This window comes from Kitasatospora sp. NPDC094028 (assembly GCF_049543595.1).
In the GTDB taxonomy this organism is placed as follows: Bacteria; Actinomycetota; Actinomycetes; order Streptomycetales; family Streptomycetaceae; genus Kitasatospora.
Genome location: NZ_JBMVFA010000023.1, coordinates 88232 through 110789, shown reverse-complemented (window position 1 = coordinate 110789; position 22558 = coordinate 88232). Strand labels below are relative to the sequence as shown.

General features: G+C 76.7%; 21 protein-coding genes. 13 read left to right on the top strand and 8 right to left on the bottom strand.

Going from position 1 to position 22558, the window contains the following annotated elements:
* Positions 1 to 3 precede the first annotated feature (3 nt).
* Positions 4 to 2340 (top strand): ATP-binding protein, encoded by a 2337-nt coding sequence (locus ACPC54_RS28590; protein WP_498968861.1) that lies wholly within the window; start codon positions 4 to 6, stop codon positions 2338 to 2340.
* 55 nt (positions 2341 to 2395) lie between these two features.
* On the opposite strand, the gene ACPC54_RS28585 is transcribed toward ACPC54_RS28590, so the two are convergent.
* Positions 2396 to 3166: an alpha/beta hydrolase gene (locus ACPC54_RS28585; protein WP_498968859.1), complete on the bottom strand. Its 771-nt coding sequence runs from the start codon at positions 3164 to 3166 to the stop codon at positions 2396 to 2398.
* A gap of 193 nt (positions 3167 to 3359) precedes the next feature.
* Complete coding sequence (locus ACPC54_RS28580) at positions 3360 to 3713, bottom strand: DUF6401 family natural product biosynthesis protein (RefSeq protein WP_498968857.1); 354 nt, start codon at positions 3711 to 3713, stop codon at positions 3360 to 3362.
* Positions 3714 to 3867: 154 nt separating this feature from the next.
* Here ACPC54_RS28580 and ACPC54_RS28575 point away from each other — a divergent pair, with 154 nt between their 5' ends.
* The 5 genes from ACPC54_RS28575 to ACPC54_RS28555 all read left to right on the top strand — a co-directional run bounded on the left by ACPC54_RS28575 (position 3868) and on the right by ACPC54_RS28555 (position 8089).
* Entirely contained in the window at positions 3868 to 4794 is a 927-nt protein-coding gene (locus ACPC54_RS28575) for an LLM class F420-dependent oxidoreductase (protein ID WP_498968855.1), read from the top strand.
* Positions 4795 to 4864: 70 nt separating this feature from the next.
* Positions 4865 to 5554 carry an AAA family ATPase gene (locus ACPC54_RS28570; RefSeq protein ID WP_498968853.1) on the top strand — a complete coding sequence of 230 codons (690 nt, stop codon included), beginning with the start codon at positions 4865 to 4867 and terminating at the stop codon, positions 5552 to 5554.
* Positions 5555 to 5670: 116 nt separating this feature from the next.
* The gene (locus tag ACPC54_RS28565; protein ID WP_498968851.1) at positions 5671 to 6666 is read left to right on the top strand and encodes a zinc metalloprotease; all 996 of its coding nucleotides are present in this window, start codon (positions 5671 to 5673) and stop codon (positions 6664 to 6666) included.
* A 51-nt stretch (positions 6667 to 6717) separates the two neighbouring features.
* Entirely contained in the window at positions 6718 to 7173 is a 456-nt protein-coding gene (locus ACPC54_RS28560; protein ID WP_498968850.1) for a universal stress protein, read from the top strand.
* A gap of 70 nt (positions 7174 to 7243) precedes the next feature.
* Positions 7244 to 8089 carry a DNA-formamidopyrimidine glycosylase family protein gene (locus ACPC54_RS28555; protein ID WP_498968848.1) on the top strand — a complete coding sequence of 282 codons (846 nt, stop codon included), beginning with the start codon at positions 7244 to 7246 and terminating at the stop codon, positions 8087 to 8089.
* Between the two features lie 16 nt (positions 8090 to 8105).
* On the opposite strand, the gene ACPC54_RS28550 is transcribed toward ACPC54_RS28555, so the two are convergent.
* Genes ACPC54_RS28550 through ACPC54_RS28540 form a run of 3 tightly spaced genes read right to left on the bottom strand, consistent with a single transcriptional unit; the run spans position 8106 to position 10527 of the window.
* Entirely contained in the window at positions 8106 to 8489 is a 384-nt protein-coding gene (locus ACPC54_RS28550; protein WP_498968847.1) for a bleomycin resistance protein, read from the bottom strand.
* A gap of 41 nt (positions 8490 to 8530) precedes the next feature.
* Complete coding sequence (locus ACPC54_RS28545; protein ID WP_498968845.1) at positions 8531 to 9166, bottom strand: nucleoside/nucleotide kinase family protein; 636 nt, start codon at positions 9164 to 9166, stop codon at positions 8531 to 8533.
* Entirely contained in the window at positions 9166 to 10527 is a 1362-nt protein-coding gene (locus tag ACPC54_RS28540) for a PQQ-binding-like beta-propeller repeat protein (RefSeq protein ID WP_498968843.1), read from the bottom strand. Before ACPC54_RS28540 ends, ACPC54_RS28545 begins: the two co-directional genes overlap by 1 nt.
* Before the next feature lie 158 nt (positions 10528 to 10685).
* Here ACPC54_RS28540 and ACPC54_RS28535 point away from each other — a divergent pair, with 158 nt between their 5' ends.
* The 4 genes from ACPC54_RS28535 to ACPC54_RS28520 all read left to right on the top strand — a co-directional run bounded on the left by ACPC54_RS28535 (position 10686) and on the right by ACPC54_RS28520 (position 16418).
* Positions 10686 to 11252: a Uma2 family endonuclease gene (locus ACPC54_RS28535; RefSeq protein ID WP_498968842.1), complete on the top strand. Its 567-nt coding sequence runs from the start codon at positions 10686 to 10688 to the stop codon at positions 11250 to 11252.
* A gap of 124 nt (positions 11253 to 11376) precedes the next feature.
* Complete coding sequence (locus ACPC54_RS28530) at positions 11377 to 13866, top strand: SpoIIE family protein phosphatase (RefSeq protein WP_498968840.1); 2490 nt, start codon at positions 11377 to 11379, stop codon at positions 13864 to 13866.
* A gap of 93 nt (positions 13867 to 13959) precedes the next feature.
* Complete coding sequence (locus ACPC54_RS28525) at positions 13960 to 15615, top strand: sensor histidine kinase (RefSeq protein WP_498968838.1); 1656 nt, start codon at positions 13960 to 13962, stop codon at positions 15613 to 15615.
* Positions 15616 to 15749: 134 nt separating this feature from the next.
* Entirely contained in the window at positions 15750 to 16418 is a 669-nt protein-coding gene (locus ACPC54_RS28520; RefSeq protein ID WP_498968837.1) for a response regulator, read from the top strand.
* A 187-nt stretch (positions 16419 to 16605) separates the two neighbouring features.
* Here the strand turns inward: ACPC54_RS28520 and ACPC54_RS28515 are convergent, their stop codons facing one another.
* Positions 16606 to 16800 carry a hypothetical protein gene (locus ACPC54_RS28515; protein WP_498968836.1) on the bottom strand — a complete coding sequence of 65 codons (195 nt, stop codon included), beginning with the start codon at positions 16798 to 16800 and terminating at the stop codon, positions 16606 to 16608.
* Between the two features lie 225 nt (positions 16801 to 17025).
* Between ACPC54_RS28515 and ACPC54_RS28510 the strand changes: the two genes are divergently transcribed.
* The 3 genes from ACPC54_RS28510 (at position 17026) to ACPC54_RS28500 (ending at position 19418) form a co-directional block, all read left to right on the top strand.
* A complete protein-coding gene (locus ACPC54_RS28510; RefSeq protein ID WP_498968834.1) occupies positions 17026 to 17784 on the top strand; it encodes a transglycosylase family protein in 759 nt (252 codons plus the stop codon).
* 199 nt (positions 17785 to 17983) lie between these two features.
* Positions 17984 to 18724, top strand: a complete 741-nt coding sequence (locus tag ACPC54_RS28505) for an SDR family NAD(P)-dependent oxidoreductase (protein WP_498968833.1) — start codon at positions 17984 to 17986, stop codon at positions 18722 to 18724.
* A gap of 94 nt (positions 18725 to 18818) precedes the next feature.
* Positions 18819 to 19418, top strand: a complete 600-nt coding sequence (locus ACPC54_RS28500; protein WP_498968832.1) for a TIGR03086 family metal-binding protein — start codon at positions 18819 to 18821, stop codon at positions 19416 to 19418.
* 10 nt (positions 19419 to 19428) lie between these two features.
* Here ACPC54_RS28500 and ACPC54_RS28495 read toward each other — a convergent pair whose 3' ends face one another.
* A complete protein-coding gene (locus tag ACPC54_RS28495; RefSeq protein WP_498968830.1) occupies positions 19429 to 19887 on the bottom strand; it encodes a (2Fe-2S)-binding protein in 459 nt (152 codons plus the stop codon).
* Positions 19888 to 19908: 21 nt separating this feature from the next.
* Entirely contained in the window at positions 19909 to 22362 is a 2454-nt protein-coding gene (locus ACPC54_RS28490; RefSeq protein ID WP_498968828.1) for a molybdopterin cofactor-binding domain-containing protein, read from the bottom strand.
* Positions 22363 to 22558 lie beyond the last annotated feature (196 nt).

Below are 22558 nucleotides of genomic sequence, written 5' to 3'. Positions count from 1 at the left end.
GTCGTGATCGAATCGCTCGACCCGCACCTGGGCGAACTCCTGCGGCTCTGGCCGGGCCGCTTCCGCCACCGCGCGCTGCTCGTCGCCCTGCACGCGCCCGACCCGGCCGGGCCGCAGCAGCTCGCCCGCGCCCTGGTCGAGGGCATCGCGGCCGAGGACGACGAGCACCAGGTGTACGAGAGCCTGCTCGCCGAGGGGCACTTCGCCCTCGCCGAGACCGTGCTCACCGACTGCGCCGCGCTGGACCGCGCCCGGCTGGACGATCTGAGCCGCCGGCTGGAGACCGTCCGGGAGCGCCGCCACGCCCAGCTCCGCGCCCGGCTGGAGGAGACCGCCCGGCGCGCCGACCTCGCCGGGATCGAGGCCCCGGCCGCCGACCGGGACGAACTCGCCGCCCGCTGCCGGGAGTCCTGGCCCGAGGCGGCCGCCGCGCTCACGGCACTGGAGGACGAGCTGGCCGCGGGCGTCGCGGCGGGCCGGGCCGCGCTCGACGCCCGGCTGGCGGCGCTGCCCGACGCCGAGGAGGGCTGGGCCGCCGCCTGCCGCGCGCTGATCGAGGCCGGCTCGCTCCGGGCGGCGAAGGCCCTGCTGGACCGCTCCGACGACCACTCCGGCGGCCCGGCCGCCGTGCCGCCGCTGCCCGAGTGGTGCTGGAAGGAGGAGCCGGCGGAGATCCTGCGCTGGCATCTCGACCCGGCGACCCGCCGGGCGCCGTCCTTCGCCGGCTGGGCGGTCCGCCAGGGCTCGGCCGAGCACCGGCTGCTGGACGCCTACCAGTCGCTGCAACTGGCCGGCGGCGCCCGCCCGGCCGTCGACTTCGCCACCGCCCTGGACGAGTTCCTGGGCGAGGGGCCGCGCCCGCGCACCGCCCACCCGGTCGAGGGCGGCCACCTCACCCGGCTGTTCGGCGTCTTCGCGGACGAGGACCTGGCCGCGTTCCGCCCGGCCGGGGACGTGGACCTGTTCGTCGCCGACCCCGGCACCCGGGCCATCCCCGCCCTGCCCGGCCTCGCCCCCTTCCTGGCGGTCGGCTGGGGCCTCGACGGGCGCGGCTACGCCGGGCGCTCCCAGGCGGCCGTCCTCGACCTGCGCTCGCTGCTGCGGCTGGCCGCCGCGCGCCGGCGCCGGGCGGTCGGGCTGCTGCGCGTGGCCGGCCCGCGGTGGCCGCTGGCCGCGTTCACCGGCGGCCGGGTGTTCGCCGAGCCGAAGTCGTCCTGGCGCACGCTGTCCTGGATCGTCGACCTCAGCGGCCTCGGCGACCTCGGCACCGCCGCCTCGCTCGCCTACGAGACCGGGCTGCATCCCGACCTGATCCGGCTCTTCCTCGACCACCTGCTGCGCTCGCCCCGCCGGCTGCCCGCCGGGGCCGGCGCGCTGCCCCGCTGGACGGACGACGCGCAGCTCGCCGCGGCCCTGCGCGCGGCCGTCCTCGCCCCGGTCCGGGGCAACCCGGCCGCCGAGGCCGCGTTCTGGGCGGCGCTGTCGCTGCGCACCGGCGACGCGCCGGTCGGCGTCAACGAGATGATGCGGGAGATCGCCCTGGTCTGCGCCCGCGTCGACCCGGTGGGGGAGGACGCCCTGTGGGCCGGCGCCGCCCGGCTCGCGGCCCTGCCGGTGGTCCGGGAGGTCACCCCCGGCGGCGTGCTGCTCGACGACAACGGCGTCCTGACCGGGCTCGCCGCCGACGCCGGGAAGCACCTCGCCGAAGCCCTGGAGCGCCTGGCCGCCGAGACCCCCGGGCCGGACCGGCCGGCGCTCGACGCGTGGGCGCTGCACCGGCACCTGCTCACCCCCGGCCTGGCCGGCTACCGCGCCGACCCCGGCCCCGAGCGCGCCCGTGCCCTCGCCGAGGAGACCGCCGCACTCCCGCTCGCCGACCTGCCGCTCGGCGGCGAGGCCGACCTGCTCGGCGTGCTCGGCCGGATCCGGCCGGACTTCGAAACCGCCCACCCCGGCGTCGAGTTGACCATCGCCGTGCCGGCCGGGACGGTCGCCGCCGTGCGCGCCGACGTGCTCCAGGTGCTGCTGTACGAACTGCTCGGCAACGCCGCCGAGGCGCTGGGCGCCAGCGGCGGCTCGATCCGCCTGCGGGCCGAGTCGGCCCACGGGGACGTCACCGTCGAGGTGCAGGACAGCGGCCCCGGAATCGCCGACACCGCCGGTGACCACCGGATCTTCCGGCGCGGCTTCTCCACCCGCGGCCCCGGCCGCGGCGACGGCCTGCACCGCGCCCGCACCCTGGCCCAGCAGGCGGACGGCGACCTGCTGCTCGCGGCCCGCCGCGGCGTCCACCCGGTGCTGCAGGGCGCGCACTTCACCCTGGTGCTGCCGATGCCGTGAGACCGGCGGTCCGGGGTTCGAACGGACCTCGGGCCGCCGCCCCGCTACCGGGCCGCTACCGGCCCGCAGCCGGGCGGGGCTGGCGGGGGAGGGCCAGCGTGAGCGCCTCGGGGGAGCCGGCCGGCAGGGCCAGCGCGGAGGCCGTCTCGGCGGGGAACGGGCGGAGGCCGAGGAGCGCGGTGGTGAGGCGGGCGGTGGCGCGGTGCCAGTCGGGGATGCGCTGGAGCATGGCGTGGCCGCTGCCGGTGACGGTGTAGCCGCAGACCCGGGCGCCGGCGGCCCGGCTGCGGGCGGCGAAGGCCCGGGTGTCGGCGGGCGGGGTGACGCTGTCGCGGTCGCCGTGCAGCAGCAGGACGTCGCGTCCGGCGAGCTGCTCGCACGGGTCCCCCGGCGGGCACCAGGGGGCGAGGGCGACCAGGCCGGTGACGGTCTCGTGCCCGCCGGCCCGCAGCGCGGCGCGGCCGCCCATCGAGTGCCCGATCAGGACGGTCGGCACCGGGCCGAGCTGTTCGGCGAGCTCGTCGAGCGCGGCGAGGGTGTCGCGGGCGGCGTCGGCCCGCTCCCCGTTCCAGCCGCGGTGCCGGTAGCGGACGGTGCCCACGGCGATGCCCGCGGCGGCCGCCTCGCGGGCGAGCGGACGCAGGAAACCGCGCATCCGCAGCAGCGGCAGGTTGACCGGGCCGGGCCGGGCGAGGCTGTGCTCCTCGCCGCCGTGCAGCAGCAGGACGGCGGCCACCGGCTGCTCGGGCAGGGTCCGCCACACCAACGGCCGGTGGCCGCCGGCTCCGCCGCGCGCCGTGCCGCTGTCCGCCTCGCTGATGCTCACCCTCGGTCGTCCCCTCCGCCCGGTCGCCGTGTGGCCGGACTTGCCGGAACTGCCACTCTACGCGGGCCCAAGGCCCGCGGCGTTCACCCGAGGGAACCATCCCGGACAGCCGGTCCGCCCGACCGCCCAGACCGGCCCCGGCACCCCGCCGGCGCCCGGCCGATGTGACCGGCGGCCGCCGGTCACATCGGCCTCAGACGGCCGGCAGGCCCTGCTCGCGCACCAGCCAGCAGATCGCGGTCAGCCGGAGCACGGCGTAGTCGTGACCGACCGGTTCCCGCCAGCCGATCTCGGCGAGCGCGTCCAGGAAACCCAGCGCGTAGTCCGACAGTTCCTCACGGTCCAGGGGCCGGGGCGCGAGCTCCGGCCCCTGCGCGTACAGCAGCTCGCGCAGCATCGCGACGTGCTGGTCGACGGCCGCGACGAAGCCGGGCTCGAAGGCGAACTCGGCCAGCCGGGGCGTGAAGGCGGCCACGATGCCGGGCAGCGGGCAGCCGGACGGCTCGTCGGGGGAGCGCCGGAAGGACTCGTCGGGGATCGCGAACATCCGTCCACGGTAGGCGAGCCGGGCCCGCGGACCGCAGGGTCGTGACGGTTCCGTGCTGAGACCTTGGCCACCCCGGGGTGTGTCCCGGGCGGGTTCGCCGGTTCAGCCGGATCCGGGCGGGGATCGGCGGGCGGTCCGTACCAGAATGGTCCGTATGGATCTTCGAGTCTTCACCGAACCCCAGCAGGGCGCGAGCTACGACACCCTCCTCAAGGTGGCCCGCACCGCCGAGGAGCTCGGCGCCTTCAGCGCCTTCTTCCGCTCCGACCACTACCTGAAGATGGGCGACGTCGACGGCCTGCCCGGCCCCACCGACGCCTGGATCACCCTGGCCGGGCTCGCCCGCGAGACCAGCACCATCCGGCTCGGCACCCTGATGACCGCCGCCACCTTCCGGCTGCCCGGCGTCACCGCGATCCAGGTCGCCCAGGTGGACGCGATGAGCGGCGGCCGGGTCGAGTTCGGCCTCGGCGCCGGCTGGTACGGGGACGAGCACACCGCGTACGGCATCCCCTTCCCGGCGGCGCGGTTCGGCCGGCTGGAGGAGCAGCTGGCGATCATCACCGGCCTGTGGAACACCAAGCTCGGCGACACTTTCGACTTCGCCGGCGAGTACTACACGCTGACCGACTCGCCCGCGCTGCCCAAGCCCGCCCAGGACCGCATCCCGGTGCTGGTCGGCGGCCTCGGCGCCAAGCGCACCCCGGCGCTGGCCGCCCGCTTCGCCGACGAGTTCAACCTGCCGTTCGTCTCCCCGGAGGGCAGCGCCGTCCAGTTCGGCCGGGTGAAGGCCGCCGCCGAGCGGGCCGGCCGCCGGGCCGACGACCTGGTCTACTCCAACGCGCTGGTCGCCTGCGTCGGCCGCGACGACGCCGAGGTGGCCCGCCGGGCCGCCGCCATCGGCCGCGACGTGGACGAACTGAAGGCCAACGGCCTGGCCGGCACCCCGGCCGAGGTCGCGGAGAAGATCGCCCGGTACGCGGCGGTCGGCACCGAGCGGATCTACCTGCAGATCCTCGACCTGCACGACCTCGACCACCTGGAGCTGATCGCCGCGCAGGTCGCGCCGCAGCTGCCGTAGGCCCTCGGGGCCGCCCCGGGCCGGCCCCGCCGTCTGACCTCGGGCCTTTACTCGGCCTTGGGAATGCGCGATGCTCCCGGGAGGGAGAACGGCAGGGGGAGTGACGGTGACCGGGGCGGGAACGGCGCGAACGGCGGTGCGGGCGGCGGTGCCCCGGGTGCCGCGGCCCCGCACCGCCGGGGCCAAGGCCGTCCGGGCCGGCCGGCACGAGCTGCGCGGCCCCGGCCCGGCCGCCCTGCACTACCCGGCGGGCGACCTGCTGGTCGTCACCGGACTGCCCGGCAGCGGCAAGAGCACCCTGATGAGCCGCTGCGTGCGCGCCCCGCTGGTCGACTCCCAGCTGGTCCGCGAGGAGTACGCGGCGCGCCTGCCCGCCCGCCTCCCGTACGGGCTCTACCGCCCGCTCGCCCGGCTCGCGCACTACCGGCGGCTGCGCCGGGCCGTGCTGGACGGCGGGCCGCTCGCCGTGCACGACTGCGGCACGCTGCCGTTCGTCCGGGCCTGGCTCGCCCGCGCCGCCGCCCGGCAGGGCCGCCGGGTGCACCTGCTGGTGATCGACGTCGGGCCCGCCGAGGCACGGGACGGGCAGCGCCGGCGCGGGCGCGGCGTCTCCCGCTACGCCTTCGCCCGGCACCGGGCCGCGGTGGCCCGGCTGCTGCGGGCGGCGGCGGGGGAGCCGCCGGCCGGCTGTGCGTCGGTGGTGGTACTCGACCGGCCCGCCGCGCGCGCCCTGCGGGAGATCGACTTCGCGGCGTCGTAGTCTCGGCGGGTCCGCGGCCCCGTGAGCCCGCGCCGAGCGCCGCCGCGTGCCGCCGGGCGGGACCGGGGTGCGGCCGGTCCTCCGTCGGATTCCTCGTCTCCTCGTCAGGAGCGCAGATGCGCCGTACTCCCCGGGTGCGCCCGCGTGCCACCCGCCTGTTCCCCTGCGCCGCCGCGCTGGTCGCCGCGGCCGGCCTGAGCCAGTTCGCCGCGCCGGTCGCGCACCACGCGGACGCGGCCGCGTCCGCCTCGGCGGTCTGCGACGGCACCGGCGCCGCCGTGGACGCCGTGGACGCCGCCGCGCGGAAGCCGGCCGGCGGGCCGTCCGGGAAGGACCCGAACGCGGTGGACGCGGCCCAGGCCGGGGCCATGCAGGCCGACCTCGACGACCGGCTGGCCCGGCTCGGCTCCACCCACGTCCCGCTCGCCGCCGTGCCCACCACCGTCCCGGTGTACGTCCACGTGATCCACGACGGGGACACCGGCCGGCTCGGCCAGGGCGCCGTCGACGCCCAGCTCGACCACCTCAACGCCACCTACGGCGGCCAGGGCGCGGGCAACACCGACACCCGGTTCCACTTCGAGCTGGCCGGCACCGACTGGACCGACAACGCCGGCTGGTACAACGGCGTCACCCCCGGCTCGGCCGCCGAGAAGGCGATGAAGCGGGCCCTGCGCCGGGGCGACCAGGGCACCCTCAACCTCTACACCGCCCACCTCGGCCAGTCCCTGCTCGGCTGGGCGACCTTCCCGAACGCCTACCGCTCCGACCCGGCCGACGACGGCGTCGTCGTGCTCGACGCCTCGCTGCCCGGCGGCTCCGCCACCCACTACAACGAGGGCAACACCGCCACCCACGAGACCGGCCACTGGCTCGGCCTCTTCCACACCTTCCAGGGCGGCTGCCTGGCCCCGGGCGACTACGTCGACGACACCCCGCCCGAGCGCAGCGCCGCCTACGGCTGCCCCGAGGGCCGCCACACCTGCGCCGGGCCGGGCCTCGACCCGATCCACAACTTCATGGACTACAGCTACGACTCCTGCATGACCCAGTTCACCCCGGGCCAGGCGCAGCGGATGGCGAACTCCTGGGCGGCGTACCGCAGCAGCTGACCCCGGGACGCCCCCTTCCCACCGGGCAGGACCAACCGAAGGAGACACGGAATGAGCACCGCCCCCCGGATCGTCGTCGGCGTGGACAGCTCGCCCGCCTCGGAGCAGGCACTGCGCTGGGCGATCGACTACGCGCGGGCCGTCCACGGCACCGTCCACGCGGTCACCGCCTGGGAGTACCCGGCCTTCTACGGCTGGGGCGGGCAGGCCGTCCCGCCCGCCGAGGCCTTCAACCCCGAGGAACTGGCCCGCCGGACCCTCGACGAGACCGTCACCAGGGCCGCCGACGAGGCCCCGGGCGTGCACATCACCCGGAACGTCGTGCCCGGCAACGCCGTCCAGGCCCTGCTGGAGGCCGCCCGGGGTGCCGCCCTGGTCGTCGTCGGCAGCCGCGGCCTCGGCGGCTTCTCCGGCGTGCTGCTCGGCTCCGTCAGCCGCCACCTCACCGAGCACGCGCCCTGCCCGGTCACCGTCGTCCGGGACCAGCCCCCGGCCTCGGCCGAGTAGGGCGGCCGGGCCCGCCGAACGGCGGTGCCCCGCTGCGCCGCCGGGCCGCCGCGCGGTGGAGGATGGAGACATGCCAGAAGGTGACTCCGTCTACCGCGAGGCGGCCCGGCTGCGCGAAGCCCTCGCCGGGCAGCCGCTGACCCACGCCGAACTCCGCGTCCCCGCGCACGCCACCGCCGCCCTCGCCGGCCGCCGGGTGCTCGACGTCACCCCGCGCGGCAAGCACCTGCTGACCCGCCTCGAAGGCGGGCTCACCCTGCACACCCACCTGCGGATGGACGGCCGCTGGGAGGTCTACCGCCCCGGCGAGCGCTGGACCGGCGGCCCCGCCCACCAGATCCGCGTCGTCCTCGGCACCGACCGGGGCACCGCGATCGGCTACCGGATGCCCGTCGTCGAGCTGCTGCGCACCGCCGACGAGCGGCGGATCACCGGCCACCTCGGCCCCGACCTGCTCGGCCCCGACTGGGATCCGGTCGAGGCCGTCCGCCGCCTGCTCTCCCGCCCGGGGCGCCCGCTCGTCGAAGCCCTGCTCGACCAGCGCAACCTCGCCGGGATCGGCAACGTCTACGCCAACGAACTGTGCTTCGTCGCGGGCGTCACGCCGTGGACCGAGGTCGGCGAACTCCCGCACCCCGACCGGCTGGTGGAGCGTGCCCGGGCGATGCTGGAGGCGAACAGGCTGCGCCCCGGGCACGTCACCACCGGGGACACCCGGCCCGGCTACCAGCACTGGGTCTACGGCCGCGCCGGGCGGCCCTGCCCGCGCTGCGTCACCCCGATCCTGACGGGCCGCCAGGGCGTGGCCCCGCGCGACCGGGCCGTTTTCTGGTGCCCGTACTGCCAGCGCGGGCCGGCCCCGGCGGCCGCCGGGGCCGGCCGGCCGCCGCGGGGCGGTGCCGGGCGCCGCCCCTGACGGACCGCGGTCGTGATCACGGCCGCGACGGTGCCGGACTGCCGATCCGCAGCAGGTTCCCGCTGCGGTCCACGAGGGCGAACTCCCGCATGCGGTAAGGGGTCTCGGCCGGCTCCGTGAGGCGGCTGCCGGTGGCCTCGTCGCCGGGTACGCCGATCTCGGCCCACGCCCGGTGGAGGGCGTCCGCGTCCGCCACGTGGACGTAGCAACTGCCGGCCGTGGCCAGCGGATCCACCTGCGGGTCGTACCGGAAGTGCAGTTCCACGGACCCGCGGGCCACGATCAGGTAACCGTGGTCCGCGATCCAGTCGCCGCGGGGCTCGAAGCCCAGGCGGCCGTAGAAGTCGAGCGTCTCGGCCAGGTCCCGGCTCGGCAGGACGGGCACCGCGTAGTCGTTCACCGGCTCACCGTAGCGGGGTGGCGGGCTCCCCGGAAGCGGCGCTACGACCGCTCGACCAGGGCCGGGTGGCGCGGGTCGTCCATCCGGACGGTGAGGTCGGCGGCCTCCGCCGGTGCGGTCTCCGCCTCGTAGCGGGCGAAGGCGGGCAGCGTCCACTGCTGGTCGGCGGGGGTGCGGCGGGCCAGCGCAGCCGGGGTGAGCGCCAGGTGGACGGTCAGCTCCAGCGGCAGCCAGCGGCCGAGCAGCAGCGGGCCGTCGAGCAACAGCACGCCGCCGGGCGGGAGTTGCCGGTACGCGGCGCGGGTGGAGCGGTCGGTGACCGGGTCGCGCAGTGTGGGCAGCACCCGGCCGGTGCCGCCGGGCTCCAGCGGGTCCAGCACCTCGCGCAGCAGGGCGCCGTCGTCGAGCCACAGGTCGTGGAAGGCGTCCGCGTCGTGGTGGCCGTACTCCAGCCGGATCGAGGCCGGGCGCAGGAAGTCGGCCGCCGACACCCGGAGGGAGGGGCGGCCGCGCAGCCGCAGCGGTTCCACCAGGGCGTCGGCCAGCGCGTCGGGCCGGGCGGGCCCGGCGCCGTCCACCGCCACCCGCAGCCACCGCTGCCCGGCGCCGGGGAGTCCGCCGATCCGCTCGGCGAGCAGCTCGACCAGCCGGTCGGGGGAGATCGGGCGCACCTTCATCAGGCCGCCCGGCCCGCGCCGGGCGTGCCCTCGTGCACGGGGAGGGCGTGCAGCACGTCGTCGTGGCCCGCGTAGAGGCGGTCGGCGTCGGCGGCGAGCGTCCAGACGTCCCGGCCGGGGCCGGAGTCGCGGAAGTTCCACCGCAGTCGGCCGTTCGCGGTGTCCACCGCGCAGACCCCGCCGGCCGCCGTGCCGGGGACGAACAGGGTGTCGCCGACGACCACCGGGTGGCTGCGGTGGTCCAGCAGGAACGGCATCCGGCAGCTCCAGCGCAGCGCGCCGGTGGCCGCGTCGTGCCCGGTGACCACGCCGTTGTCGCGCGGCAGGTAGACCTGGTCGCCGTCCGGGACGGGCGGCATCGCCTGCCAGGACTCGCCCCGGGCCGGGCCGAACACCCAGGCCTGCTCGCCGGTCGGGCGCAGCGCGCGCATCCCGCCGGTGCCGTCCTGGACGAGGAGGTGCTTCGGCCCGGCGACGCACCAGCCCGAGGCCGGGGTGGTCCACAGCTCCCGGCCGTCCGCGGCGTCCCGGACCACCAGCCGGGCCCTGTCGCCGAGGCCGCGCGCGCAGGCCACCCGGCCGCCCTCGGCGGGGCTGACGGCGACGACCTGCTCGTCGCCCTCGGCGCGGACGGTCCACAGCAGGGCGCGGTCGGCGGCCCGCAGTGCGAAGAGGTGGTCGACGGTCGGTTCGTTGCCGGGGCGGTAGCGGCCCCAGGCGTAGCCGTACAGGACGCCACCCGCGCAGACCGACAGGCCGGGGCCGCCGGCCGGGCCGCCGCTCCGCCCGTCGGTCAGCTCGTCTGGCAGCGGCAGGCTCCAGTCGCCGGCCGGGTCGGTGAGGTGGCGGGCGTCGAGGTGGCCGGGGGAGGTGAGCGTGAAGAGGTGCTGCGGGCCGAGCACGACCTTGGGGCGCGGCGTGAAGTCGCTCGGCCAGTCCGGCTGCGGCGGCGGGTCGAAGACCACCAGCCGGGTGGCGTCGCCGGTGGCCGGGTCGAGTACCCGCAGGCCGGCGTTGGACAGGTAGAGCGGGCGCTCCGGCGGGCGGGGCAGCCGCTCGGGGGTCATCGGTTCGGGGCCCCGGTAGGTCCACAGCGGGGTGGGGCCGGACAGCGCGGTCGGCTGCGGCTTCGTCGGGGCGGGCGCGGGGGCGTCCTGCTCGCCGGCCGCGCGGGCGACGGCCCACACCGCCGCGCCGGCCGCCAGTGCCCCGGCCCCGAGCAGCAGCCTGCGGCGGGTCGGCCGCGGCCCGTCGCCGCCGCCGTCGATCACGTCCCGGGGTTCGACGCCGGCACCGTCCGCGCCCGCCTCCCACTCCCACGCCGCCTCCTGCGCGGGCCCCTCGGACGACGGCGACTGCATACCGGTTCTCGCTTCCCCCACGGGCGACCCGAACGCCGCCCCTCACCGCCCGAGGATATCGAACGGCCGCGAACCACCCGAAACCTCGGCCCCTCTGATGTGCACTACATTGAGGGGTCACAGCACCGGCCCGCCCACCAGCGCAGGGGAGGTACGCAGTGATGGCCGAGATGATCGCACCCGAGTGGATGCACCGGCAGATCACCAGCGAGGAATACGACTCCTGGACCGCGGAGCAGTGCGCGGGCATCGAGATCGTCGACGGGATGGTGGTCGTGAGCCCTGGCGCGTCGAAGCGCCACAACCGGCTTGCGCGCTTCTTGGCGAACGCCCTGGACGAAGCCGGCGGCGCGGAGTGGAACGCCGACACGGACTTCGACGTCCGCCTGCAGGACGTGCCGCTCAACAACCGCCGTCCCGACGCCGGGGTCTACCGCGCGGACACCATCGACAGGACTCCGACCAGACCGGAGGACGCGCTGCTGCTGGTCGAGGTCGTCTCGCCGGGCTCGGAGACCACCGACCGGGTGGTCAAGCTCGCCCAGTACGCCAAGGCCGGCATCCCCTTCCACTGGCGGATCGAGCAGGCGGCCGGCCGGGTGCCGGTCGTCCACACGTACGTGCTGGACGAGGCGAGCCGGGAGTACCGGGCGGGTGAGCTGTTCGCCGGGCGGGTGACGGCCGTGGCGCCGTACCCGGTCGAGGTCGACCTCACCTCGATCTGAGCCCGGGCCCGGCCGGGCGGCGGTCCGTCCGAGTTCCGCGCCGGGGCGCGTGGGGCGGTCCGGGGCCGGTGGGGCGGGAGGGGCTCGTCTTGACACCGTTCCGGGCCCGGCGTAGCAAAAGAGCATGCGCCATCCGCATCCGACCGGCGGGACCGGGGAGCCCGCCGGGGCGGCCGGGGACGCCGCCCCCGAGCGAGACGAGCTGCTCGCGGACGCCGCCCGGCGCGCGCTCGGCCGCACCGGGGCGTACGGCGCGATGGTGTACCTGCGCTCGCCGGACCGCCGCTCGCTGCTGCTCTGCACCATCGCCGGCGTGCCGCTGTCGATCATGAGCCCGTTCCGGCGGATCGCCGCCGCCGGGCCGCTGCCCGTCGCGGTCTGCTTCCGCACCGGCCGCACCGTCGCGCTGGCCGACACCGAGGACACCATGCGGCGCTTCCCGCAGCTGGCGGTCGGCCTGCCCTACGACTACGCGACCGCCTGCGTGCCGGTCGGGGCCGGCGCCGAGCCGTTCGGGGTGCTCAGCGTGCTGTGGCCGGCCGCCGAGGAGGGCGTGTCGGCCCGGGCGCGCCGCCGGCTGGCCGCCGTCGCCGCCGAGCTCGCGGACGGGCTGGCCGGGCTGCAGGCTGCCGGGCGGCCCGTGGAGCCGGCCGCGGACACGCCCGTGGTGGAGCTGGCGCCGTCGTCCGCACCGGCCACCCGGGTCGGCCTCTTCGAGTGGAACGTGGCCACCGGCGCGCTCGCCGCCGACGCCCGGTTCCGGGAGATCTTCGGCTTCGGGCCCGGCGAGTTCGACGGGACGATGGCCGGCCTCTCCGCCCGGATCGCCCCCGGCGACCTGGCCGGCTTCCGGGCCGCCGCCCGCACCGCGCTGGCCGAGGGCGAGGTGCTGGCCGCCCGGGTCCGGGTGCTCGGGCCGGACGGCCACCCGTACCCGGTGGAGCTGTGGGCCCGGGTGCCCTCCGCCCTCTCGGACGGCCGGACCCACCTGGTCGGCGCCGTCCTGGACGTCCGCACCCTCACCGCCGCCGCGGCCGCCGTCGAACGGCTGCGCGAAGGCGTCTTCTCGCTCGACCCGGACGGCCGGATCGGCTACGCCAACCGGGGCATCGAGCCGTTGCTCGGCGTCCGCCGCGAGGACCTGGTCGGCCGGCACCCCTGGGACGCGCTGCCCTGGCTCGCCGACCCCTTCTACGAGAGCCGCTACCGCGCCGCCCTGCTCTCCCAGCGGCCCACCGCCTTCCTGGCCGTCCGCCCGCCGGCCGGCTGGCTCGCCTTCTCGCTCTACCCCGACGCGCACGGCGTCACCGGCCGGGTCGTCGCCGCCGAGGCCCCGCCCGGCGCCGCCGAACCGCCCGCCGCCCCGCCGCCCGCCGTCCCCGCCTCGACCGGCCTCGCCGGCACCCACCACCTGCTGCAGCTGGCCAGCGCGCTCACCGAGGCCGTCACCGCGCGCGACGTCTGCCGGGCGGTCGCCGAGCAGATCCTGCCGGCCTTCGGCGGCCAGGAACTCGCCATCTACGCCGTGCGCGACAACCGGCTGCACCTGGTCTCGCAGAGCGGCTACCCGGACGGCTTCCTGGACGGCTTCGAAGCCACCCCGACCGGCGCCCGCGTCCCCGGCGCGGAGGCGCTCAGCGCCGGCACCCCGATCTTCTTCGAGTCGGTGCGCGAACTCGCCGCCGCCTACCCCGGGTTGGCGCTCGACCAGATGGGCGCCTGGGCGTTCCTGCCGCTCATCGCCTCCGGCCACCCGGTCGGCAGCTGCATCCTCGGCTTCGACCGGCCGCGCGCCTTCACCGCCGAGGACCGCGGCCTGCTCACCGCGCTCGGCGGCTTCATCGCCCAGGCGCTGGAGCGGGCCCGCCTCTACGACGCCGAGTTCGCGCTCGCCCGCGGACTCCAGCAGGGCCTGCTGCCGCACCGGCTGCCCGAGGTGCCCGGCGTCCGGATCACCGCCCGCTACCTGCCGGGCACCCAGGGCATGGAGATCGGCGGCGACTGGTACGACGCCATCACCACCGGCGGCGACCTCACCCTGGTGATCGGCGACGTCGAGGGGCACAGCGTCGGCGCCGCCGCCGCGATGGGCCAACTCCGCAGCGCCGTACGGGCGTTCGCCAGCGGCGGCGAACCCACCGGGCAGGTGCTCGCCCGCACCAACCGGCTGCTGCTCGACCTCGACCCCGGCCTGCTCGCCAGCTGCTGCCTGGCCCGCCTCACCCCGGCCGACGGCACCCTGCGGATCGCCCGCGCCGGACACCTCCCCCCGGTGCTGCGCCACCCGGACGGGCGGGCGGAGGTGCTGGACGTGGCCGGCGGGCCGCTGCTCGGGGTCGACGAACGGGCCGAGTACCCCGTCACCGAACGGCGCCTGCCGCCGGGCGGGCTGCTCGCGCTGTACACCGACGGGCTGGTGGAGGACCCGGCCGAGGCGATCGACCAGGGCGTCGACCGGCTGCGGGCCGCCCTGGCACGCGGCGGCGGCCCGGGCGAGGGCGCGGCCGGGCTGGAGGCGCTGGCGGGGCGGCTGCTGCGGGAGGTCGGCCCGGTGCACCGGGTGGACGACGTGGCGCTGCTGCTCACGGCGGTGGACCGAGCCGGTCGCGGGTAGCGGAGCGCGGCTTCGTGCGGTGCGACTTTCGTCGGTGCGGGCGGCGACGAAGGGGGACGGCCGTCCTGTGGACGGGCCCAGTAGCCTCGACGGGTGAATGCGATCGCGCGGTCCTGGAAGACAGCCGTACGGAAGGCGCTGCCGGGCCCCTGGCGGCCCCGGCGGGTGGTGGCCGAGGTGCTGCTCGCGGTGCTGCTGGCCGGGGCCGCCGCGCTGCTGGAGGTGGCCGCCGAGTCCGGGCTGGCGGTGCCGTTCGCCCTGGCGACGGCGGTGCTGTTCGTGCTGCGCCGGGCCTTCCCGGCGACGGTGCTGCTGCTCACCGCCGCCGCGACGGGCTGTTCGGCGGGGCCGTTCCCGCTGCTGGTGTTCGCCGGGTGGGCGGCGGGGGCGGGGATCCAGGCGGTGTGGCGGCTGGTGGGCACCTTCGTGCTCGGGTGGCTGCTGTTCACGGTGACGGGCGCGGTGAAGGACGCCGCCTCGGCCGCGCCGAAGCTGATCATCGGACTGTCGCTGGGCTTCTTCCTGCTGGTCGCCGTGCTGCCCGCACTGTGGGGCCGCTACCGGGCGCAGCGCCGGGCCCTGCTGGACGCCCTGCGCGAGCGCCGGGAGCAGCTGTCGCGCGAGCGGGTGATGGTGGTGCACCAGGCGCGGTTGCGCGAGCGGCACCGGATCGCCCAGGACATGCACGACAGCCTGGGCCACCAGCTGGCGCTGATCTCGGTGCACTCGGGCGCGCTGGAGGTGGACCGCACGCTGAGCGACCGGCAGCGCGAGGCGGTCGGCGTGCTGCGGCAGGCGGCGGTCTCGGCGATGCGCGAGCTGCGCGAGGTGGTCGGGGTGCTGCACGACGAGTCGACGACCCCGCCCCCGGCGGTGGGGCCGGCGGCCGGCCGGGGCGGGGTGGACGGCGTCGCGGGCCTGGTGGACGCCTCCCGGGCGGCCGGGGCGGCGGTGGGCTTCGCGACCGAGGGCGAGCGGCGCCCGCTGGCGGCGTCGGTGGACCAGGCGGCGTACCGGATCGTGCAGGAGGCGCTCACCAACGCGCACAAGCACGCCCCCGGCGCGCCGATCGCGGTCGCGCTCCGGTACGAGCCGGACGCGCTGGTGGTGGAGGTGACGAATCCGCGCGCGCCGGAGCTGGTGGGCGCGCGCGCCGGCGCGGGCGCGGCGGTGAGCGGCGGGCAGGGGCTGGCCGGGCTGCGGGAACGCGCCCGGCTGGCCGGTGGCATGGTGCACGCCGGCGCGACGCCCGAGCAGGGCTTCCGGCTGGCCGCCGTCCTCCCGTACGAGGGGGCCGAGGGCGACGGCGGGGCCGGCCCGGCGGGTGCGGACCCGGACGACTGGCTGTACTCCGGCCTGCCGGAGGTCGACGAGGAGGAGGGCGGCCGGCGCAGCCCCGCGCTCGGCTGCGCGGTCGGCGTGGTGGGCGTGGTGATCACCGTGCTGGCGCTGCTGGTCTGGGGCGTGGTGGCGTTCCTGCAGGGGACGAGCGACGCGACGGTCCGCAAGTCGCTGTACGACGAGCTGCAGGTCGGCGAACCGGCGGGCGAGGTGCTGAAGCGCTTGCCGAAGGGCAACGACTTCTTCACCGGCGACTTCCACCACAGCGGGCCGACCCCGCCGGAGGGCGCGCAGTGCCGCTGGTTCCTGTCCGGCGACCAGAGCGCGAGCTTCGGCGAGGACGACGTGATGCGGTTCTGCTTCAAGGACGGCGTGCTGGTGGAGAAGCAGGACTACGTCGTGCGGTGAAGGCCCGAGGGTGAGCCGGCGGGCGGCCCGGGCGGTCGGCCCGCGCGGTGGGCCCCGGGCGGTCGGGCGAGCGGGCCGGGGATGTGAGGATGGGGGGCACCAGCCGAATTTCCGTTCGAGGGGAACGACCAGTCGTGATCCGAGTCCTCGTCGCCGACGACGAGCCGCTCATCCGCGCCGGGATCAGGATGATCCTCGGCTCCGCCGACGACATCGAGGTGGTCGCGGAGGCCGCGGACGGCCGGGAGGCGCTGGAGCTGGCCCGGGCGCACCGGGTGGACGTGGTGCTGCTGGACATCCAGATGCCGGTGATGGACGGGCTGACGGCGCTCGGGGAGCTGGCGAGGGTCGCGCCCGGCGCGCGGGCGCTCATCCTCACCACCTTCGGGGAGCGCGAGAACGTCCTGCGCGCCGTGACCGAGGGCGGGGCCGGCTTCCTGCTCAAGGACACCGCGCCCGGCGAGCTGATCCAGGCCGTTCGGGCGGCGGCGGGCGGCAACGCCTTCCTCTCCCCGGCCGCGACCCGGCACATCGTCGACTCGCTGGCCGCCGGGCGCGGCGGGACGGCGGCGGCGCGGGCGGCGCGGGCCCGGCAGCGGCTGGAGGTGCTGACCGGGCGTGAGCTGGAGGTGCTGGAGCTGCTCGGGGAGGGGCTGTCCAACGCGGACGCGGGGGCGCGCATCCACATGAGCGAGGCGACGGTGAAGACGTACGTCAGCCGGATCCTGGCCAAGCTGGGCTGCGACAACCGGGTGCAGGCGGCGTTGCTGGCCCGGGACGCCGAACTCGGCGCGCGCGGCTGAGCGCATCCGCACGGATCCGCGCCGCGATCCGCGTCGCGATCCGCAGCGATCCGTACGGAGTCGTGCGGTCACGGAGGGTATCGGGTGTGGCGCACCCCACTCGGCCGCCCCGCGGAGCCGGGAACTCCGGTGCGTTCATGACGGTCCGTCAGTTCCCGATCACGATGGGTGGACGGTTCGGCCGGCTTCACGGGTGGTCAGGTGTGAGCGAAGGCACGGGAAATGACCATATGGTCTTGTGGAAGCGGTCAAATATGGTCAAGTCGGGCGCATTTTCTTGATCGATACCGCCGGTAACAGTCAACTGACCTGCGAGCTTGAAGAATTGCTTGCCGCCTCCGGGGGCGGCCCGTAGCTTCTTCAGCGGCGCAACGAGCGCCACCCGGGTTCACCCCGACGCACGGCCCGCCGACTAGCACCCGGCGCGAGGGCCGTGCCCGCCGACACGACCGGCTCGAACGGGTCGTCGGCGAGCGGAGGTGGCCGGGGCGGCACGGCACGTCCGACACGTGTCCGGCCGCCCGTCGAGTGAGGTGAGCGGAAACGACCGGCCCATGTCCCGGGCCTGGTTCCGCCTGCCCGCCCGGGGCTTGCCGAGAGGACTTACATGACTTCCCGTCACGAGACCGCCGCTGCCACCCCCGCCACCGTCACCAAGCGCAACCGCGTGCGGATGGCGGTCGTCGCAGGCGCCGCCGTCGCGGCTCTGCCGGTGGCCGGCCTCGTCACGGCCACCTCGGCCTCCGCCGCGACCACCTCCACCTGGGACTCCGTCGCCCAGTGCGAGAGCGGCGGCAACTGGAGCATCAGCACCGGAAACGGCTTCCACGGCGGACTGCAGTTCACCCCCTCCACCTGGGCCGCGTACGGCGGAACCGCGTACGCCCCCCAGGCCAACCAGGCCAGCAGGGAGCAGCAGATCGCCGTCGCGGAGAAGGTCCTCGCGTCGCAGGGCCCGGGCGCCTGGCCCGTCTGCTCCCGGAAGGCCGGCCTCGCCAAGGGCGGCGACCCGGCCGCCGTCGACGCGTCGAGCAGCGCCTCGGACGGCTCGGGCGACGCCCCGGCCGAGCCGGCCGCGAAGCCGACCGGCAAGGCCGCGCCGAAGGCCAGGGCCAAGACGAAGCCGCAGGCGCAGGAGCCCCGGAGCGGCGCGGCCAAGCACGACGCGCCCAGGAGCGCCGCGCCGAAGGCCCCGGCGCCGACGAACGGAGCCGCCACCGGCGGCTACACCGTCAGGAGCGGTGACACGCTGAGCGACATCGCCGCCAAGTTCGGCGTCGACACCGTCAGCCTGTACAGCAGGAACGCCGCCACGATCGGCGCCGACCCGGACCTGATCTTCCCGGGCCAGAACCTGACCGTCTGACGCCGCCCCGGCATCGGACGCCGCGCGGCCGCCCCTGCCCGGGCGGCCGCTTCGGCGTGCGCGGGAGCGCGTGCGCGGTGGTGCGCGCGCCGGCAGGTGGTTGAAGGTTGAACGCGACGTCCGAATGCCGCCGGAACTTCCGTCCGCCCCGATCGAGGATCGAGTCAGATCCGCGAACGGAACGAGGAGTTCTGCAGAGATGACGACGATGAACGGCAAGGTGGCCCTGGTGACCGGCGGCAGCCGGGGGATCGGGGCGGCGGTCGCCCTGCGGCTGGCCGAGGACGGCGCCGACGTGGCGCTCACCTACCGGGGCGAGGCCGAGCGCGCCGAGGAGGTGGCCGCGAAGATCACCGCGATGGGCCGGACCGCCCTGGCGGTGCGTGCGGACGGCGCCGACGAGGCGGCGGTGCACGGCGCGGTGGCGGCCGTGGTCGAGCGGTTCGGCCGGCTGGACGTCCTGGTGAACAACGCGGGCGTCGGCGCGGTCGGGCCGATCGGGGAGACGACGGTCGAGGAGATCGACACCGTGCTGGCGGTGAATGTCCGGGCGCCGTACCTGTACGCCCGGGCGGCCGCGCCGCACCTGGCCGAGGGCGGGCGGATCGTCACCATCGGCAGCTGCCTCGCGCAGCGCGTCGCCTTCCCCGGCGCCGTGCTGTACGCGACCAGCAAGGCGGCGATGATCGGCCTGACCAAGGCGCTGGCCCGGGAGCTCGGCCCGCGCGGGATCACCGCCAACCTCGTCCACCCCGGCCCGACCGACACCGACATGAACCCGGCGGCCGGCGACTCCGCCGACTTCCAGCGCGGCTTCGTCGCCCTCGGCCGCTACGGCGCGGCGGCGGAGGTCGCGGGCGCCGTCGCGTACCTGGTCGGCGAGGACGGCCGGTACGTCACCGGCGCGGAGCTCGCGGTGGACGGCGGGTTCGCCGCCTGACCGGCGGGGTGCGGTGTCGTGCCGGGCGGTCGTCGGTGCTCGCGCTTACGATCGCCCGGCACGGCCCGTCCCCCGATCGAGAGGTGTGCCCCCCATGACCGCAGTGGACGACCCGATCGACCTGCTCGCCCGGGCGCTCGCGCAGACCGCCGGGCTGATCGACGGCACCGGCGTCGAGCTGGCCGCCCATCCGACGCCCTGCCGCTCCTGGGACGTCGGCGACCTGGTCAGCCATCTGCTGTTCGACCTGCGGCAGTTCACCGTCCGGGCGGGCGGCGGGCAGCCGGACTGGTCGCAGCCCTTCGAGCGGGTGGAGGAGGACTGGCTGCACGCCTTCGAGGCCGGCGCGGCCGAGCTCGTCGAGGCCTGGCGCGCCGCCGGGGACCTCACCGGCACGCTGGCGGTGCCCGGCGGCGGCACCCTGCCCAAGCGCTTCCCGGTGGACCAGCAGATCGCCGAGTTCGCCGTCCACGGCTGGGACCTGGCCCGGGCCAGCGGCCAGTCCACGGCCGGCCTGGACCACCAGGTCGCGGCCACCGCCCTGGCCTGGGCGCACGGCGCCCTCAAGCCCGAGTACCGGGGCGACGAGGCGTCCCACCACGCCTTCGGCCCCGAGGTCCCGGCACCCGAGGACGCCCCGCCCTACGACCGGCTCGCCGCGTTCTTCGGCCGCGACCCGCACGGCACGCCCTAGGAAGGAGGGCCTAGGACCGCCGGGCGGCGGCGAGCTTGATGGCCTCGCGGATGCGGGGGTAGGTGCCGCAGCGGCAGATGTTCTGGATCCGGTCGATGTCCGCGTCGGTCGGGTGCGGGGTGCGGCACAGCAGGGCGACGGCGGTCATGATCTGGCCGGGCTGGCAGAAGCCGCACTGGGCGACGTCGCAGACGAGCCAGGCCTGTTGGACGGGGTGGAGGGTGTCGCCGGCGGCCAGGCCCTCGATGGTGGTGACGCTGTGACCCGCGCAGTCCTTGACCGCGCGGGTGCAGGGCTGGAACTCCTCGCCGTCGAGGTGGCTGGTGCAGGCGCGGCAGACGCCCACGCCGCAGCCGTACTTGGGGCCGGTGACGCCGAGCTTGTCGCGCAGCACCCAGAGCAGCGGCATGTCGTCGGGGGCCTCGACGGTGACGGGCCGCCCGTTGAGGACGAAGGTGTGGCTCGGCATGGGGGTCGGTGTCCTCGGGGGCTAGAAGGCGATCGGGAAGGAGCGGGGGCTGGTGCCGGTGGCCCGCGCGTAGGCGTTGGCGACGGCGGCGCAGGCGGCCGCGACGCCCAACTCGCCCGCGCCGCCGGGCGGTCCGCTCGGCGGCAGCAGGTGGAACTCGACCTCGGGCGGGGTGTGCCGCTGCCGGGCGTAGTGGAAGTCGGCGTAACTCCCCTCCCGTACCGCGCCGTTGTCGATGTGGTTGCCGGCCCGCAGGATCACCGAGATGCCGTCGACCAGGGTGCCGATCAGCTGGGCTTCGAGGCCCCGGGGGTCGATCGCCCGGCCGACGTCGACGGCGCACACGGCCCTGGTCACCCGGGGGTCGGCCCGGTCGGTGGCGTCGAGCTCGACGAGGTAGGCGACCCGGCCGCCGTTCTCCTCGTGGTAGCCGATCCCCTGGGCCTGCCCGGGGGGCATCGGTCGCCCCCAACTCCCTTTCTTCGCCACGGTGTCGAGGACGGCCCGGCCGAGCGTGCCGCGCAGCAGGGCGCGGCGGAAGGCGACCTCGTCCCGGCCCAGCCGGCGGGCGAGCTCGTCCATCATGATCTCGTCGGCGACCCGGACGGTGCCGGAGTAGACGGAGCGCCAGCTGCCGGTGTGCAGGTCGAGCGGCACCTCGGTGAGCAGCTGGGTGGGGACGCCGACGTCGTACGGGTTCTTCTCGGTGAGCAGGAAGAGGCCCTGGGCGAGGCTGAGCCCGGCGAGCGAGAGGTCGAACCCGGCGCCGGTGAGGGCCTCGCCGAGGCCGTGCCCGAGGTCGGTCCGGACGGTGGCGACGCGGTGCTCCCAGCCGACGACCTGGCCGAGCGGACCGTGCGAGGCCCGGATGCGGTGGTGGCTGGCGGGGCGCATCCGGCCGTGCCGCATGTCGTCCTCGCGGGTCCACATCAGCTTGACCGGGCGGCCGGCGGCCCGGGAGACCTGGGCGGCCTCCAGTGCGGCGTCGAAGAACAGCCGGCGGCCGAAAGAGCCGCCGCCGCGCACCACGTGGACGGTCACCGCGTCCTGCGGCAGGCCGAGTTCGGCGGCGATCGCGTGCTGGGCGACGAGCGGCGCCTGCGCGGCGAACCACAGGTCGGCGCGGCCGGGCCGGACGTCGGCGACGGCCGTCAGCACCTCCATCGGGGCGTGGTTGACGAACGCGAAGTCGAACTCGCCGTCCAGGCACGGGGTGAGCAGCGGCGGCAGCAGGAACGGCGCGTGGGCGTCCCGCAGTCGGGCCCGGATGTCGGCGGTGGAGAGGTGCGCGACCGGGCCGGGGTGCCAGGTGGTGCGCAGCGCGCTCCGGGCCTTGAGCGCCTGGTCGAAGGTCTCGGCGAGGACGGCGACGCCGCTGGGGATCCGCACCACGCCGAGCACCCCGGGCATGGCGCGGGCGGCGGTGGCGTCGAGGCTCGCGAGGGTGCCGTTGATGGTGGTGGGGCGGGCGACGACGGTGGGCACCGCGCCCGGGATCCTGAGGTCCCCGGCGTACGTGGCGCGGCCGGTGACGATGTCGCGGGCGTCGATCCGGCCGGTCGGCGTGCCCACCAGGCGCAGCCGGTCGGGGGGTTTGGGGGTGACGGGCACGGCCGGCACGGCCACGGCGGCGGCCGCCGCGGCGAGTTGGCCGAAGCCGACCCGCCGGCCGTCCGGGGCGAGGACGGCGGAGTCGGCGGTGCGCAGGGTGGCGGCGGGGAGGTTCCAGTGCCGGGCGGCGGCGGTGACCAGCCGGGCGCGGGCGGCGGCGGCCGCGGCGCGGACCGGCTCGTACAGCGTGCGCACCGAGGTGGAGCCGCCGGTCATCTGGTTGAACAGCAGCTCGGGGCGGCCGTCCGAGAGCGGCACGTCCACGTCGGTGAGCCGGGCGTCCAGCTCCTCGGCGACCAGCACGGCCATCGCGGTGGTGAGGCCCTGGCCGACCTCCACCCGGGGCAGGGTCAGCACGGCCCGTCCGGTGGCGGTGACTTCGAGCAGCAGCAGGTGGGAGGTGGGCAGGCAGGCCAGTGTGATGGCGTCGCCGAGGTCGACCACGTCGGGGATGCCGGGCAGGCCGAGCAGTTGCGGGGGCGGGGTGGCGTCGCGGGCGGTGGCGGTGGCGGTGGCGGTGGCGGTGGCGGTGGCGGCGGCCGCGGCCGCGGCCCGGACGGCGGCGAGGGCTCGCGCGGGCGGGCCGGTGTCGGAGTCGAGCCGGGCGGCGACGGTGAGGGTGGGTGCGGCCAGCAGGTAGGTGAGGAAGCGGCGGCGGCCGGGTGTGGGGGTGGCGGGTGCTCGGCCGGGGGCTGCGGCCGGTGCGGGGGCCTCGGCCGGCCGGCCGGTGTCGTCCGTGGGGGCGGTGAAGGTGCTGATGGGAGGGGCCCTTCGCGCGGGTGGCGGCGCCGGCGCGGGCGGGAGCGAGGGTGGGCGTGCGGGCGGCCCCGGCCCCGGTGCCGGATCGCGAACGCCGTCGAGCATAGGAGGGCACCACAGACGGGTCAAAACCGGCATATTTTGGCCCCGTGGCGGGATGGCGGGCGGGTCGGGCCCGCGCCCGGCGGGTGGTTCGGAGCGGGTACGGACGGCGCTTCGGCCGTACGGGCACGGCCGGTCGGAGCCGGCGGTTCCGGTCAATGTCGCGCTGCTGTACGGGAGTTCACCGATCGCTCGGCCG